Source organism: Pseudomonas sp. NY15435, assembly GCF_048068295.1.
GTDB lineage: Bacteria > Pseudomonadota > Gammaproteobacteria > Pseudomonadales > Pseudomonadaceae > Pseudomonas.
The window spans coordinates 117,086-131,264 of record NZ_JBLUQA010000012.1 but is presented as its reverse complement, the minus strand read 5'-3'; the positions used below and the strand labels follow the sequence as shown (position 1 = coordinate 131,264).

Below are 14,179 nucleotides of genomic sequence, written 5' to 3'. Positions count from 1 at the left end.
TCGGTCAATGGGTGGCGTCAAGATATTGCTAGCTTTACAAATTGGAGCGCCAACCGTCTGTTTTTTAAAGTTTTTCAAAATAATGGCGCCAAGGAAGGGAGCATGCTCGAGGCAGCCACGAATCTTCGTCGCCTGCTGGTGGTCGATCCATGCGACGACTGCCGCAGGTTATTACCCGGACTACGGGCAGCAGGGTGGGAGGTAGACAGCTGCGAGCTGGATAACGCCAGCAATCGCGGTTGTGACGTCGGCCTGCTGCGTTTGCAACCCCGGCATCTCGAACGCCGAGAGTCCGTCAAGGAACTCATCAGCCGCAGCGGTACGGAGTGGATAGCCGTGCTCAGCCCGGACGTATTGCCTCTGAATGAAGTGGGCGATTTCGTCAGCGAATGGTTCTTCGATTTCCATACCTTACCCTTCGATGTGGCGCGGGTGCAGGTCACCCTCGGCCGCGCCTTTGGTATGGCGCGCCTGCGCGGGCGCGGCAGCGTGCACATCGATGAGCATGAGCACGAACTGTTGGGCGAAAGCCGCGATGTGCGCGAACTGCGCAAGTTGCTCGCGAAATTCGCGCCGACCGAATCCCCCGTGCTGATCCGCGGCGAAAGCGGTACCGGCAAGGAACTGGTGGCGCGCACGCTGCACCGCCAGTCGCGCCGTGCGATCCGGCCGTTCGTGGCGATCAACTGCGGGGCGATGCCCGAGGCGCTGATCCAGTCCGAACTGTTCGGCCACGAGAAGGGTGCCTTCACCGGGGCGCACCAGCGCAAGATCGGCCGCTTCGAACAGGCTAACGGCGGCACGCTGTTCCTTGATGAAGTCGGTGACCTGCCGCTGGAGCTGCAGGCCAACCTGTTGCGCGTGCTGCAGGAGAAGCAGATCGAACGTGTCGGCGGCAGCCAGCCCATCGAAGTCGATGTGCGGGTGCTGGCGGCGACCCACGTCGATCTGGAGCAGGCGATCCGTGCCGGGCAGTTCCGTGAGGACCTCTACTATCGGCTCAATGTCCTGCAGGTGTCCACGTCGCCGCTGCGTGAACGCAATGGCGATCTGGCGCTGCTGGCCAATCATTTCGCGCATCTTTACAGCGTCGAGACCGGCCGCCGTCCGCGGCGTTTCTCGGACGACGCGCTGGCGGCCATGGCCGAGCATGGCTGGCCGGGCAATGTGCGCGAGCTGGCCAACCGGGTGCGGCGTGGGCTGGTGCTGGCGGAAGGGCGGCAGATCGAGGCGCGTGATCTGGGCCTAGAGCGGGAAAAGGGACGCGCGGTGCATTCGCCGCTGGTGACCCTGGAAGAGTACAAGCTCGGTGCCGAACGCCAGGCCATGTGCGATGCACTGGCCCGGCACGGCGACAACCTCAGCGTGGCGGCGCGGATGCTGGGCATCTCGCGGCCGACCTTCTATCGCTTGTTGCACAAGCATCAGTTGCGCTAGGGCGGGGATACCGGTCGGGGCGGGAACGGGCGCGGATCCGTTGCTCGCCGCGATTCGGAGGGTGTCGCAACAATCCCGGATCGGGCAATTCGCGCTGGCTTCACGTAGGAGCGGACTCTGTCCGCGATTGACTCGACGCCGCTCCGATTAGTCGGGGAGCAAGGCAAACCCATCGCGGACGGAGTCCGCTCCTACGTACATATGAATCTCTCTGGAAATGACAAAGGCCCCGGAAAGGGGCCTTTGCGTTGGGACAGCCGAGCCGTCAGAAGTAATACGGGAATTTCACGCTGAAGCTGAAATCCGGCGCATCCGGCGAGATGCCGATGGACAGGTTCGGCACGATGGTCAGGTTGGGGCTCCATGCATAGGTCAGGCCCCAGTTGAAGTACGCCGCGTTGGCGTCGCTGCCGGTGACGCTGGTCCAGTCGCCGCCATCGGATTTGATCTTGCTCTTCTTGGCGATCAGGTCGGAGAAGGAGAACGACATACTGGTCTTCTCGTTGAGGGCGAAAGCCACACCCGCACCGATCTGGAACCAGTCGCCGAGGTCGACCTTGCCACCTTGCTTGACGCCCTGGGTGGGGCTGATGTCGTCGAAGGATTCCTCGAAGTTGTAGGTGTAGGAAAGGCTGCCGAACAGCACGGCCGGGTCCACGGTCTTGACCAGCGAGATGCCGGGGGTGACCGACCACACGCCGTTGCCGGTGGGCAGCGATTCGGGCACGTTGAGGTTGTCGTTGTCCGAGGCGCGCTTGAGCTTGATGCCGTAGGGCTCCTTGCCGGTGGGCGCCTTGACCCGCAGGCTGACCACCGCATCGGGGCGGGACTCGGTTTCGTCCATGAACTTGTAGGCGATGCCGATGTTGACGTCGCCCAGTGTCGGGTCGCGGGTTACCTTCTCGTCGGTGGACTGCGCGGTAGAGTTGCCGGCGCCGGCCGATTCATAGGTGCTCTCGCGGTACACCACGGGGGCGTTGATATCGAACTGCCAACGGTTGTTCCAGTTGTAGCGGGCGGTGAGGTCCAGGGTCCAGTTGTCGGCGTTGATATTGTCCACGCCGATGTTGCCCAGGAAGATGGTGTCCAGCGCCAGGAAGCCGTTGAGGATCAACTGCTTGGTGTCGTAGTGGGTGTAGGTGAGGCCCGTCTCGACACTGAATGTGCCGTTGCCGAAGAAGCCGCTGGCCTCGTCGTAGAGGTTCTCCACGCTCTTGGGCGGACTGGCGTCGTCCTTGAGCGACTCGCCGTAGGAGCTGCCGCTGGAAGCAACGGTGTTGCCGGTGCCAGGCGGTGTCGGCTTGCCGGTGGAGGTAACCAGGCGCTTGGGCTGGGCGGGCGCGGCCGGCGCTTCTTCCACCTGGCGTACCCGCTGTTCAAGCACCATCAGGGCCTTCTGCTGGGCCTCGTAGCGCTGCTTGAGCTCCAGCAGCTCCTGTTTCAACGCCTCCACCTCGGCTTCCGTCGCGGCAGCGGCGAAGCTCGAGGGGAGTAATGCGGATACACAGATTGCAGTTCCTAGCGATAGCGATCGGTGCATGGCGCGCTGTCCTTCTTATAGGTTGGACCTCACAGTCGCACTGGAGCGTAGATCACATACCCATGGTGCGAAGCCCTTTGAGTTGGTCGAGATTGCAGTCGAGCGCTCCGGACGACGGAAGGTTGTTTTTGAGCACCACGCTGAGCTGTGCCAGGTTATTGACGGCATTATTTCCACCCACCATCTGCGCAGCCTGGAGCAGCCCGCCGGCAGCCAGTTGCTGCATGGCGGCGCCCTGGCCGTTGGCGTTGATTGCCATCTGCACGCCGCCATTGCTGGGCGACACGCTGACGGTGCCGGCGGCGTTGCTGGCGCTGATCGGCGTACTGTTCAACGGTGTGCCCTGCTGGGCGACGACAGGCGGGGCCTGGTCGGCTTCCTTCACGTCGATGCTGACGTTGTTGGCGACAGTGTTGTAGTCGCCCGCGGCACGGACACTCTGTGTCACGCCCTGGGTCTGGTTGAGGCCGGCGCCGCCGGTGACCGTGCCGGTGCCTGCGGCCGGCGGAGCGGGATTGCCGCTGGCCGGTTCGTTGATGGTGGAAACGTAGAACTGCGGTTTGATCGTCGATTCCTGGACTTGCATGCTCACTTTGGCGCCGATGTTGTCGCCCACGGCGTTCTTCCAGGTGCTGCTCATGACGATGCCGAAGCTGATGACCCGGCCAGGCATCACGTACTTGCCGCGAAGTTGGGCCAGCTCCTGATCTTTCAGCTCGATCGGCTTGAAGACGCTTTCCGCCTGGACCGGCAGGCAGGCCACTATGCAGGTGGCGGCAAGCAGCGGGATCAGTTTCATATTGTTCTCCCCGGAAGGATTCCTGCCTTCCGTTCTGGTTCGGTCAGAGGAAGTCGCTCTGGATGAAGCCGAATTCCATGAGCTCCGCGTCCTTGACCGGGCTGAACGCATTGATTCGGTCCCTGGCCGTCAACGGGTCGGGCGGGTTCATCAAGGCGTTGGCCTGTTCGTAACCCGGACCGATGACGGCAAAGATGATGCCGTTCCAGCCTTTGAGAAAATCTTCCTGGGTAAAGCGCTTGTGGCCCAGTACCGGGTCGCCGATGTAGACGTAGCCCTTGTAGGCACGCTGCATCACGACGAAGTGTTTGTAGCCACGGATATCCATCAGCACTATCACCGGGATCGTCAGTTTCTCCAGAGAGGCAGCGGGAATTCGGTACCCGCGGGCGCGCATGCCGATGGCTTCCAGGTAGGTCTTCATGTCGAGCATGGAGAAACCCTGGGTGCGCACCAGGTCCGGGTCGGCCCGGACCAGCATCCCCTTGATCACGAACTCCTCGTCCACGTCCAGCGCGTAGGCCTGGCGGAGGATCGTCGCCAGCGCGGCGGCGCCGCAGCTGAAGTCGGTCTTCTGCTGGACCAGGTTGCTGAACTTGCGCTCGCGGATGCTCTCGACGTGTTTGTAGGCCATCGACCCGCCGGGAAGGATGGCGAAGGGGAGTTGCGCGGCCTGCGTCGTGAGGCTGAAGAGGGCGAGCAAAAGCAGGGCGGACGTACGCATGATCGTGACGCCTGGGGGGCGGCTCAGGAGAAAGGAGGCTCCGTCGCCGGAGCCTCCAGGTGCTACGCCGTGTCGCTTACAGGCAGGATTTGCAGCCTGCGGCGATGGACAGCGAGTTGCTCTGCTGGTTGCCTACGCCAGCTGCAACGTTCGCGCCGAGGTTGCCCGACACATTGTTGAGCGAGTTGCTGATGGTGGCGTCGTTTCTGACCGGGTCTTTCCAGCCGGTGGGGACCAGCACCTGGTAGGTGGCCTGGCCTTTCAGATCAACAGTGCCTGCTTCGACGAAGAACAGCGGGTCCTTGTCTTCCTTGTGGCCGCCGCTGTTGCGACTGTCATTACCGCCACGACCGCCTTCGTCCACGACGTAGCCAACGCCGGCGCCCTTGTAGGTGCCATGGGCCTTGAACTCGGACTTCAGGGTTTCCTTCTCGTAAGTCAGGAAGGCAACGTTACCCACGGTGTTGCCCGTGGAGGTCTGGGTGGCGCCGCTGTAGGAGTCGGCACTACGACCACCGGACACGGCGGCTGCCATGTCGTTTTTCTGTTGGTTGTAGTTGCCCGAGGCGATGTTGATGCCAATGTTCCCGGAGGAGTTGCTGCCGGAGTTGTTCAGCGAAGCCTTGTTGGTGGTGGAGAGGTTCAACGCCTTGTTGGCTTCGTTGGTCTGGGTCACTTCGGTGGACGCATAGGCGGTACCGAAGATGAATTTCTCATCGGCGGTGGCCAGGGCGGCGGCGTTGGCCTGTTGGTTCATGTCGCCGGCTGCCACGTTGACGCCCACGTTACCCGATGCGGTCCCCAGCGAGCTGTCGACCGTAGCGGTGTTCTTGGTGCCCATGTTGACGACGGTGTTGTCGCTGCTCTCCTGGGTGTCTTCCACCGTAGCGCTGGCGCCTGCTTCGATCCGTGGGTCCTTGTAGGGATCGTACGGAGGCTTGGGTTGATGTTGTTCATGACCGTGACCATTGCCGTGGCCATTGCCATGCCCGTTTCCATGACCATTACGGTTATCCGCTTGCACAGCTACAGCCATGATCGCTGCGACAGCGAACACCAGCGGCTTCAGAGCCATTGACGGTTTCATGGTGTATCTCCTTTGCTTTGTTTGGCGTGTTTAGTGTTATAGGAGTTGGCTTGGGTCAATCCGCGACCCGGATGCTCAGGGTGTTGGCAATGCGATTGCCGACCCCGGCGCTCTGGCTCACCTGGACCACACCGCGACTGCCGGCAAAGGCCTGGTCGCTGGTGACGACCTGCCGGTTCCCCGTGGTGGAGTTAGCTGAGCCTGAGTTCACTGGCAGCGCGACGTTCTGCTGGGAAAGCACGCTGTCGTCGACGCTCTGCGCAACAGCGCTGACGCTGATCCGCATGGCGTTCACTTGCTGGTTGGCAGCCCCGGCGGCCTGGTTCACGCCCAGTGCGCCGTTACCGTTGGTGAAGGCGTTGCCGGTAATGCTGGCGGACGCGGCCTGGCTGGGGTCGACGAAGGCGTTGACCGTCTGCCTGAATTGGGTGGTGGCCTGGGCGTTGGTGCCGATGGCGATGGTTCGACCGTTGGCCTGTTGCTGTTCATCACCCGCTGCCTGGTTCACGCTCGCCACGCCGTTGTAATGGCGGACGGCGCTGTCGATGTTGGCGTTGTTGACCGTCGAAGGGTCGGCGGCGAAGGCGGGAAGGGTGCAGAAGAGCAATGGCAGGGTGAGCAGGTGAGCATTCATCTCAGCGATCTCCCGTCAGCATGCGCAGGGGCGAGAGGCCTTGCTGTACCGTGCGATTCACCGAGTTGGAGATGCCGCCGCCAGCGCCCATGCCGCCGCCGAGGCTGCCATTGTTGAGGCTCTGATTGCTGCCGTTGTCCATGCCCACCAGCGTGCCGCCGGGAAGAATGTGACGCTCAAGAGTGGAGCCGCTGGTGACGCTGGCGAAGTCGCTGTCGCTCAGTTCGGCGTTGCCGGTCTGGCGCACGACCTGTTCGGAAATGTTCGGATTGACGGTGACCGGGTTCGGGTCGGGGATGTCGGTCGGTCTTGTAGCGACGCGTGGCTGCACGACGCGTTGCAGGACTATGGTGCCGTCACCGGCGAGAACCGCCGGGCACAGTGGGACGCTGGCCGCGCCGCAAGCGAGCGTGACGAGCATGCCGACTATCCGTGAGTCGATGTTCCCCATGATGGCGATTCCTTCTTGGTGCGCTGAGCCCTAACCAGCGGTACCAAGAAGGAGCAGGGGGCGTGCCGCTTTGAATCAGCGATTGAGAATCAATGACATGGCTTTAGGCCATGTGCGCCACACTGGAGCCAGTGTTTCTGCGTTGATACAGAACGATCGTCCGAAAGCCGCGCGCGAGCCCTAGAACGGGGCTCGTATCACCGAAGAAGCGAGTTCTGTTGCATCGCCGATACACAACTTTGGTCGGGGAGGCCCGAGGTATGGGCAGCAAGCGTTTGCGGCGATCGGAGTGTTTCGCGCAGCTAACAGAATGTCGTGATTTGTGGAGATTCTGGTACTTCAGTACAGCAGTCTTTTCAACGAATTAGGCATTTTGCATGATGGCGCGAACCCGGCCGGATCGCGGGTGTCTGCATCTGCCTGGTGACAGAACGCAGAACATTTTTTGCCGAAGTGCCAACGCCTCCACTGCCGGTCCTGTACAAGAGAAATTTTTGTGAATTTCGTAGCGCCAGGCGGCCAATGCATTAGCATGCCGACGCCGCTGCGGCGCTCATGCGCCAGGAGCAGGCAGCGGGACAAAATCATTAGAAGTGTGCGAGCCAGCGTGCCTCGCGGGGGAAAGTAGTATGGATCTGTGGAGTGCCTTTCAGGCCTTCATCCTTGGCGTGGTCGAGGGGCTCACCGAGTTCCTGCCGATCTCCAGCACCGGTCACCAGATCATCGTGGCGGACCTCATCGGCTTCGGCGGCGAACGTGCCGAAGCCTTCAATATCATCATCCAGTTGGCTGCCATCCTGGCGGTGGTCTGGGAGTTCCGCCGCAAGATTCTCGACATCGTCTGCGGCCTGCCCACCCAACCCAAGGCGCAGCGTTTCACCGTCAATCTGCTGATCGCCTTCTTCCCGGCCGTGGTGCTGGGAGTGGCCTTCGCGGACTATATCCACCACTACCTGTTCAACCCGATCACCGTGGCCGTGGCCCTGGTGGTAGGTGGCGTGATCATGCTCTGGGCGGAGAAGCGCCAGCATGTGATCCAGGCCGAAACCGTAGACGACATGAGCTGGAAGCAAGCCCTGAAAGTCGGCTGCTGCCAGTGCCTGGCGCTGATCCCGGGCACTTCGCGCTCCGGCGCCACCATCATCGGCGGCCTGCTGTTCGGCCTGTCGCGCAAGGCGGCCACCGAGTTCTCCTTCTTCCTCGCCATGCCCACCATGGTCGGTGCTGCGGTCTACTCAGGCTACAAGTACCGCGACATCTTCCAGCCCTCGGACCTGCCGGTATTCGCCGTCGGCTTCGTCACCTCGTTCATCTTCGCCATGATCGCCGTGCGCGGCCTGCTCAAGTTCATCGCCAACCACAGCTATGCGGCTTTCGCCTGGTACCGTATCGTGTTCGGCCTGCTGATCCTGGCGACCTGGCAGTTCGCCCTGATCGACTGGAGCAGCGCCAGACCCTGATCCGATAGCGAGTGAACGTGGAAAAGAACGGCACCATCAGCCGCTGGGACGACGACAAGGGCTTCGGCTTCATCCGTCCCCAGGCCGGCGGCAAGGAAGTCTTCCTGCATATCTCCGACTTCCGCGGCGACCGCCGCCCGGAAGCGGGCGATCAGGTCTGCTATGTCGAGGGCACCGGGAAGGATGGTCGCCCCCGCGCCGATCATGCCCGCCTTGCCGGGCTGGCCATCGATACCCCGGCTATTCGCCGTAAACCCGCTCCAGCGGCGACCCGCGAGCGGGTCCGCAGCGGTCGCGAAGTAGCTTTCCCGAGCGCTCCGGCGCGATCGCCGGGCAAGGCGCTGGCGATTCTCGCGGCGCTCCTGGTTCTGCCGATCATCGGCTCGGTACTCTGGCTGAAGGAAGGCTATTTCGTCTGGTTCCTGCTGCTCTATCCCGCCTTCAGCGCACTGGCTTTCCTCGCCTACTGGCGCGACAAGCGCAGCGCCGAACGCAATGACTGGCGCACCCCCGAACAGAGCCTGCACCTGCTGGAGCTGCTCGGCGGCTGGCCCGGAGCCTTCCTCGCCCAGCAGGTGTTTCGACACAAGACCCGCAAGCTGTCGTTCCAGCTGGTGTTCTGGGCCATCGTCCTGCTGCACCAGCTGTTCTGGATCGACTGGCTCAGCGGTGGCCGCCTGCTGGGTTGGATCGGCGCGCTGATGGGGCTGGTTGCGAATTCTGCGTAAGCGCAGTCGTCAGACCGGCCAATCATCCTTGGAGAAGCCTTCCTCCAGGTAGTCGAGCAACGCCCGTACCGCCGGGAGAATGCCGCGCCTGTGCGGGTATACCGCCTGCAGGTAGGCCTCCGGCTCGCTCCAGGCGGGCAGCACGCGCACCAGGCGACCGTCCTCCAACTCCTCGGTGCAGTAGTGCAGCGGCAGCAGGGTGACCCCCAGTCCCGCCAGCGCCACGTTCTTGCGCAGGTTGAAATCCTCCACCGCCAGCCGCGCCTCCAGCGCCACTTCCTTCACCTCACCCTGCGGGCCGCTCAGTTTCATGTGCACGCGACGGTCGTTGTCGATGGCGCCGAGGACGGGCAGGGCGGCCAGGTCTTCCGGTGCGCGTAGCTTGACGCCCTTGAGCAACGCGGGGGCAGCCACCAGGGCAGTCTTGGCCCGACGCAGACGTCGCGAGATCAATGACAGGTCCTCGTCCCCCGGCGCCCGCACACGCAATGCGACATCGATGCTCTCGTTGAGCAGGTCGACGCGGCGGTTGGTCAGCATCAGCTCCAGGTTCACCTGCGGATAGGCAGCCAGAAATCCTGGGAGCATTTCGTTGAGCGAGGTTTCCGCCAACGCCACCGGGCACGACAAGCGCACCCGCCCGCGCGGTTCCGCGCTCAGTTGAGCGGCCACTTCGTCTGCCATCTCAGCTTCCACCAGCATCGCCTGGCAGTGCCGGTAATAGCGCTCGCCCAGGTCGGTGAGTGCCAGTTTGCGGGTGGTGCGCTGCAGCAGGCGCACATTCAGGCGTGCTTCCAGTTCTGCTACGCGCCTCGATAGCCGGGACTTCGGCAGCCCCAGCAGGCGTCCGGCGGCGGCGAATCCGCCGGCTTCCACCACCTTGGCGAAATAGAAGAGGTCATTGAGGTCCTGCATGGGATTGTCCTGCTGGTGAGACGAATCATTGCATTTTTGCCGACTTATCGAAGATTGGCTACATGCGTAGTCTTGCCTCCAACGACGAATTCCTCCGCCAACCCACCTGGCACCTTTCCTGGAGAACACACATGAAACTGCTGCACATCGATTCGAGCATCCTCGGCGACAACTCCGCTTCCCGCCAACTGAGCGCCGAACTGGTCGCTGCCTGGGCCGCCGCCGAGCCGGGCGTCGAAGTCACCTATCGCGATCTCGCCGCTGACGCCATCAGCCACCTGTCCTCCGCCAGCCTGGTAGCCGCCGGTACCCCGGCCGAGCTGCGCGATGCAGCGCAGAAGCATGAAGCCGCCCTGGGCGAGAAGAGCATCGAGGAATTCCTCGGCGCCGACGCCATTGTCATCGGCGCGCCGATGTACAACTTCTCCATCCCCAGCCAGTTGAAGGCCTGGATCGATCGCATTGCGGTGGCCGGCAAGACCTTCCGCTACACCGAGAACGGCCCGGAGGGCCTGGCAGGCGGTAAGAAAGTGGTCATCGTTTCCACTGCTGGCGGCATCCACGCTGGCCAACCCACCGGTGTTGCTCACGAGAACTACCTGGAGCTGGTGCTGAACTTCCTTGGCATCACCGACATCGAGGTCGTCCGTGCCGAAGGCCTGGCCTACGGTGACGAGCCGCGCCGCAACGCCATCGCCGGCGCCCAAGCGAGCATCGCCAGCCAGTTCGCCGCTGCCTGAGCCAACCTGCTCTGAGAAAAGCCCCGCCATCGCGGGGCTTTTTCATTTCCGCTCCCGCCGGCTCGGCTCTTGTAGGAGCGATTTTGCTCGCGAACAGTCTCAGGCTCCGATGCTCGGGTGGTTCGCGAGCAAGCTCGCTCCTACGTGAAAGTTCTGCGCTCGGGTTGGCCCTCTCCCTAACCGTCTCCCAGGGGGAGAGGGGACCATTCGGTGCAGGATGAAACCTCGGCGTCAGCCGGCACAATCTGCTCCCTCTCCCTCTGGGATAGGGCTGGGGTGAGGGGGAACGTAGGCAAAAACCTGCCGGGAAGAAGACAGTTGCTCCTACAGAAGGGTGCCTGGCAGCGGGTCTCATCGGCGAATCGGACTCTGTCGCTCCTTGGTCCGCTCGTCTGCCCATGTCGAGGGTGCCGGTCTGGCGCGTACTATGCAGGGAATCTCCTGGGCGGCGCCCGAAGCCCGTAACTTGTGCGGGGGGGGAATCCCGTGGCGCCTGATCTGGATACGTATCGGGACGGTCTGCACCATGGCGAGACGCCTGTTCTGGCTTTTCCTGCTCGTTACTTTCAGTACCGCCGGCTGGGCTTCGCCCGGCTGGAACGTGGGTTTCCATCGCCTGCAGGTCAGCGATCCGCTTGATCAGCAGCCGATGAAGGCCATCGCCTTCTATCCGACGCGGGCCAGCGAACAGCCCTTGCACCTGGGAAACTTCATCCTTGATGTCGCCTACGAGGGGCAGACCGCCAATGGTCGCTTCCCGCTGCTGGTAATGTCCCACGGCAACTACGGTACCCCCCTGGCCCACCGTGACCTGATCGAGGCGCTGGTGCGTAAGGGCTTCGTGGTGGTGACCCTGCTGCACCCCGGCGATAACCTCCATGACCACAGCCGTCTCGGCGCGGTGAGCAATCTCTACGGGCGACCGCTGCAGGTCTCGGAAACCATCAGTGCCGCACTGCTCGATTCCAAGGTCGCGGCTATCGTCGACCCGCGAAAGGTCGGGGTGATCGGCTATTCCGCCGGCGGTGAAACCGCGCTGATCCTGGCCGGCGCCCAGCCGCGCCTGGAGCGCCTGATCAAATACTGCCAGCAGCGCCCGGACGATCGTGACGCTTGCAGCGAGAAGGGCCAGGTACGCGCCGACCGCAATGACCTGGTACCCATGGCCGACCCGCGCGTCGGCGCTTTGCTCTTGCTGGCTCCGTTGAGCCTCATGTACGGCGCCCATGAACTGGAAGACGTGCAGGTACCGGTGCTGCTCTACACCGGCAACGAGGACCATATCCTGGACTGGAAGAAGAATGCCGCCGCCCTGGCGCGCAAGCTGCCGCAACAGGCGGACCTGCGCGTACTGGATGGGGCAGGGCACTTCGTCTTCATGTCGCCCTGCTCGGAGGAGGAGAAGGAAGCCACGCCGGACCTGTGCACCGACACCCAGGGGCTGGACCGCCAGGCCATCCACCGCGATCTGGCCTCCTCGGCAGCGGAGTTCTTCGACGTCAGCCTGGGCAGCGCAACGATGCACACCGCGGGCCGCTGATGCTCCCGTAGGAGCTAGCTTGCTCGCGAACCGACTCCCCCTGCGCGCCCGAAATATCGCGGACAGAGTCCGCTCCTGCGGTTGAGCACGCAGGCACCGGCGTGCGTAGGAGCCACGGCCTTCTCTGGGGGACATCTGCGCCTGTCTTTCCCCTCACTCCAACCCTCCCCTAAGGGAGAGGGAGCAGATCGTGCCGGCTGGTGCTGTGGTTTTCATCCTGGCCACACCGTCAGAGGGTTGGGGCGAGGGCCGCCCCGAGCGCCGGATTCGCCTGTAGGAGCGGACGCCGTCCGCGATTGCTATCCGGCCGCCCCGAACAATATCGGAACGTGGTTCGCGAGCAAGCTCGCTCCTACAGACAGCAAAGAAAAAGCCCCGCACAAGGCGGGGCTTTTTTTATCGCAACGGCGAGATGATCAGACGATCACGCCCTGGCTGCGCAGGTAGTCATCGTAGGTGCCGCTGAAGTCGGTCACGCCGTTTTCCGACAGCTCGATGATGCGTGTGGCCAGGGAGGAAACGAACTCGCGGTCATGGCTGACGAAGATCAGGGTGCCCGGATAGTTTTCCAGCGCCAGGTTGAGCGACTCGATGGACTCCATGTCCAGGTGGTTGGTCGGCTCGTCCATCACCAGCACGTTGGGGCGCTTGAGAATCAGCTTGCCGAACAGCATGCGGCCCTGTTCGCCACCGGAGATCACTTTCACCGACTTCTTGATGTCGTCGTTGGAGAACAGCATGCGGCCGAGGGTGCCACGCACCAGCTGCTCGCCGCCCTGGGTCCACTGGGCCATCCAGTCGAACAGGTTGTAGTCGTCCTCGAAGTCCTCGGCGTGGTCCTGGGCGAAGTAGCCCACGTCCGCGCTGTCGGTCCACTTCACTTCGCCGGCGGTCGGCGCCATTTCACCGACCAGGGTGCGCAGCAGGGTGGTCTTGCCGATACCGTTCGGGCCGATGATCGCGATGCGCTCCCCGGCTTCGACCTGCATGCTCAGGTTCTTGAACAGCGAGGTGCCGTCGAAGCCCTGGCTGACTTTCTCCAGGGTCACCGCCTGGCGGTGCAGCTTCTTGTGCTGCTCGAAGCGGATGAACGGGCTGACGCGGCTGGACGGCTTGACCTCTTCGAGCTGGATCTTGTCGATCTGGCGCGCGCGGCTGGTGGCCTGCTTGGCCTTGGAGGCGTTGGCCGAGAAGCGGCTGACGAAAGTCTGCAGCTCGGCGATCTGGGCCTTCTTCTTGGCGTTGTCCGACAGCAGACGCTCGCGGGCCTGCTCGGCGGCGGTCATGTACTCGTCGTAGTTGCCCGGGAACAGGCGCAGCTCGCCGTAGTCCAGGTCCGCCATGTGGGTGCAGACGCTGTTGAGGAAGTGACGGTCGTGGGAAATGATGATCATGGTGCTGTTACGCGCCGTGATGATGTTTTCCAGCCAGCGGATGGTGTTGATGTCCAGGTGGTTGGTCGGCTCGTCGAGCAGCAGCAGGTCCGGGTCGGAGAACAGCGCCTGGGCCAGCAGCACACGCAGCTTCCAGCCCGGAGCGACGGCGCTCATCGGGCCGAAGTGCTGGTCCAGCGGAATGCCCAGGCCCAGCAGCAGTTCGCCGGCACGGGATTCGGCGGTGTAGCCGTCGAACTCGGCGAACTGGACTTCCAGCTCGGCAACGGCCATGCCGTCTTCTTCGCTCATCTCCGGCAGGGAATAGATGCGATCGCGCTCAGCCTTGACCTTCCACAGCTCCTCGTGGCCCATGATAACGGTGTCGATCACGGTGAAATCTTCGTAGGCGAACTGGTCCTGGCGCAGCTTGCCCAGGCGCACGCCGTTTTCCAGCATCACCTGGCCGCCGGAAGGCTCCAGCTCACCGCCAAGAATCTTCATGAAGGTGGACTTGCCGCAACCGTTGGCGCCGATCAGGCCATAGCGGTTGCCGTTGCCGAATTTGACGGAAACGTTTTCGAACAGCGGCTTGGCGCCAAACTGCATGGTGATATTGGCGGTGGAAATCAACTGACTGACCCTTGGCTGGACATGGTGCGCGCCGGGCGCAGACGGCGCGGGCGGGCGAGGAAGGCATAGCTGTCGAACGAGACCGACAGGAGCCTGGCAAAGCCGCTCATTATGCCAC

At 63.1% G+C, this 14,179-nt stretch carries 13 protein-coding genes; 5 read left to right on the top strand and 8 right to left on the bottom strand.

The annotated features are described in order from the left end of the window. Positions 1–102: 102 nt before the first annotated feature. Positions 103–1,437 carry a sigma 54-interacting transcriptional regulator gene (locus tag ACNFH5_RS24760; RefSeq protein WP_416750598.1) on the top strand — a complete coding sequence of 445 codons (1,335 nt, stop codon included), beginning with the start codon at positions 103–105 and terminating at the stop codon, positions 1,435–1,437. A gap of 265 nt (positions 1,438–1,702) precedes the next feature. Here the strand turns inward: ACNFH5_RS24760 and ACNFH5_RS24755 are convergent, their stop codons facing one another. The 6 genes from ACNFH5_RS24755 to ACNFH5_RS24730 form a co-directional block, all read right to left on the bottom strand. After that, positions 1,703–2,977, bottom strand: coding sequence for a hypothetical protein (locus ACNFH5_RS24755; RefSeq protein WP_416750596.1), 1,275 nt, complete (start codon positions 2,975–2,977; stop codon positions 1,703–1,705). A 52-nt stretch (positions 2,978–3,029) separates the two neighbouring features. After that, positions 3,030–3,776, bottom strand: coding sequence for a hypothetical protein (locus ACNFH5_RS24750; RefSeq protein ID WP_416750594.1), 747 nt, complete (start codon positions 3,774–3,776; stop codon positions 3,030–3,032). Between the two features lie 43 nt (positions 3,777–3,819). Continuing rightward, positions 3,820–4,500: a C39 family peptidase gene (locus ACNFH5_RS24745; RefSeq protein WP_416750592.1), complete on the bottom strand. Its 681-nt coding sequence runs from the start codon at positions 4,498–4,500 to the stop codon at positions 3,820–3,822. 76 nt (positions 4,501–4,576) lie between these two features. After that, positions 4,577–5,587 carry a heme utilization protein gene (locus ACNFH5_RS24740; protein WP_416750591.1) on the bottom strand — a complete coding sequence of 337 codons (1,011 nt, stop codon included), beginning with the start codon at positions 5,585–5,587 and terminating at the stop codon, positions 4,577–4,579. A gap of 55 nt (positions 5,588–5,642) precedes the next feature. Next, positions 5,643–6,221, bottom strand: coding sequence for an adhesin (locus tag ACNFH5_RS24735; RefSeq protein ID WP_416750589.1), 579 nt, complete (start codon positions 6,219–6,221; stop codon positions 5,643–5,645). A gap of 1 nt (position 6,222) precedes the next feature. Next, a complete protein-coding gene (locus ACNFH5_RS24730) occupies positions 6,223–6,672 on the bottom strand; it encodes a hypothetical protein (protein ID WP_416750588.1) in 450 nt (149 codons plus the stop codon). 629 nt (positions 6,673–7,301) lie between these two features. Between ACNFH5_RS24730 and ACNFH5_RS24725 the strand changes: the two genes are divergently transcribed. Both ACNFH5_RS24725 and ACNFH5_RS24720 read left to right on the top strand, forming a co-directional pair. Then, positions 7,302–8,132, top strand: coding sequence for an undecaprenyl-diphosphate phosphatase (locus tag ACNFH5_RS24725; RefSeq protein WP_416750585.1), 831 nt, complete (start codon positions 7,302–7,304; stop codon positions 8,130–8,132). A gap of 17 nt (positions 8,133–8,149) precedes the next feature. After that, a complete protein-coding gene (locus ACNFH5_RS24720; protein WP_416750724.1) occupies positions 8,150–8,860 on the top strand; it encodes a DUF1294 domain-containing protein in 711 nt (236 codons plus the stop codon). 9 nt (positions 8,861–8,869) lie between these two features. Here ACNFH5_RS24720 and ACNFH5_RS24715 read toward each other — a convergent pair whose 3' ends face one another. Further along, positions 8,870–9,775 carry a LysR substrate-binding domain-containing protein gene (locus tag ACNFH5_RS24715; protein ID WP_416750583.1) on the bottom strand — a complete coding sequence of 302 codons (906 nt, stop codon included), beginning with the start codon at positions 9,773–9,775 and terminating at the stop codon, positions 8,870–8,872. 131 nt (positions 9,776–9,906) lie between these two features. On the opposite strand from ACNFH5_RS24715, the gene ACNFH5_RS24710 reads away from it, so the two are divergent. Together ACNFH5_RS24710 and ACNFH5_RS24705 are read left to right on the top strand one after the other, a co-directional pair. Further along, complete coding sequence (locus ACNFH5_RS24710) at positions 9,907–10,515, top strand: FMN-dependent NADH-azoreductase (protein ID WP_416750580.1); 609 nt, start codon at positions 9,907–9,909, stop codon at positions 10,513–10,515. 526 nt (positions 10,516–11,041) lie between these two features. Then, positions 11,042–12,055, top strand: a complete 1,014-nt coding sequence (locus ACNFH5_RS24705; protein WP_416750578.1) for an alpha/beta hydrolase family protein — start codon at positions 11,042–11,044, stop codon at positions 12,053–12,055. A 416-nt stretch (positions 12,056–12,471) separates the two neighbouring features. Here the strand turns inward: ACNFH5_RS24705 and ACNFH5_RS24700 are convergent, their stop codons facing one another. Further along, positions 12,472–14,061, bottom strand: a complete 1,590-nt coding sequence (locus ACNFH5_RS24700) for an ABC-F family ATPase (protein WP_416750576.1) — start codon at positions 14,059–14,061, stop codon at positions 12,472–12,474. Positions 14,062–14,179 lie beyond the last annotated feature (118 nt).

Bases quoted from the DNA above. Each gene is read 5' to 3' on its own strand.
- ACNFH5_RS24760 (WP_416750598.1), top strand. From the start codon at position 103: ATGCTCGAGGCAGCCACGAATCTTCGTCGCCTGCTGGTGGTCGATCCA.
- ACNFH5_RS24755 (WP_416750596.1), bottom strand. From the start codon at position 2,977: ATGCACCGATCGCTATCGCTAGGAACTGCAATCTGTGTATCCGCATTA.
- ACNFH5_RS24750 (WP_416750594.1), bottom strand. From the start codon at position 3,776: ATGAAACTGATCCCGCTGCTTGCCGCCACCTGCATAGTGGCCTGCCTG.
- ACNFH5_RS24745 (WP_416750592.1), bottom strand. From the start codon at position 4,500: ATGCGTACGTCCGCCCTGCTTTTGCTCGCCCTCTTCAGCCTCACGACG.
- ACNFH5_RS24740 (WP_416750591.1), bottom strand. From the start codon at position 5,587: ATGAAACCGTCAATGGCTCTGAAGCCGCTGGTGTTCGCTGTCGCAGCG.
- ACNFH5_RS24735 (WP_416750589.1), bottom strand. From the start codon at position 6,221: ATGAATGCTCACCTGCTCACCCTGCCATTGCTCTTCTGCACCCTTCCC.
- ACNFH5_RS24730 (WP_416750588.1), bottom strand. From the start codon at position 6,672: ATGGGGAACATCGACTCACGGATAGTCGGCATGCTCGTCACGCTCGCT.
- ACNFH5_RS24725 (WP_416750585.1), top strand. From the start codon at position 7,302: ATGGATCTGTGGAGTGCCTTTCAGGCCTTCATCCTTGGCGTGGTCGAG.
- ACNFH5_RS24715 (WP_416750583.1), bottom strand. From the start codon at position 9,775: ATGCAGGACCTCAATGACCTCTTCTATTTCGCCAAGGTGGTGGAAGCC.
- ACNFH5_RS24710 (WP_416750580.1), top strand. From the start codon at position 9,907: ATGAAACTGCTGCACATCGATTCGAGCATCCTCGGCGACAACTCCGCT.
- ACNFH5_RS24705 (WP_416750578.1), top strand. From the start codon at position 11,042: ATGGCGAGACGCCTGTTCTGGCTTTTCCTGCTCGTTACTTTCAGTACC.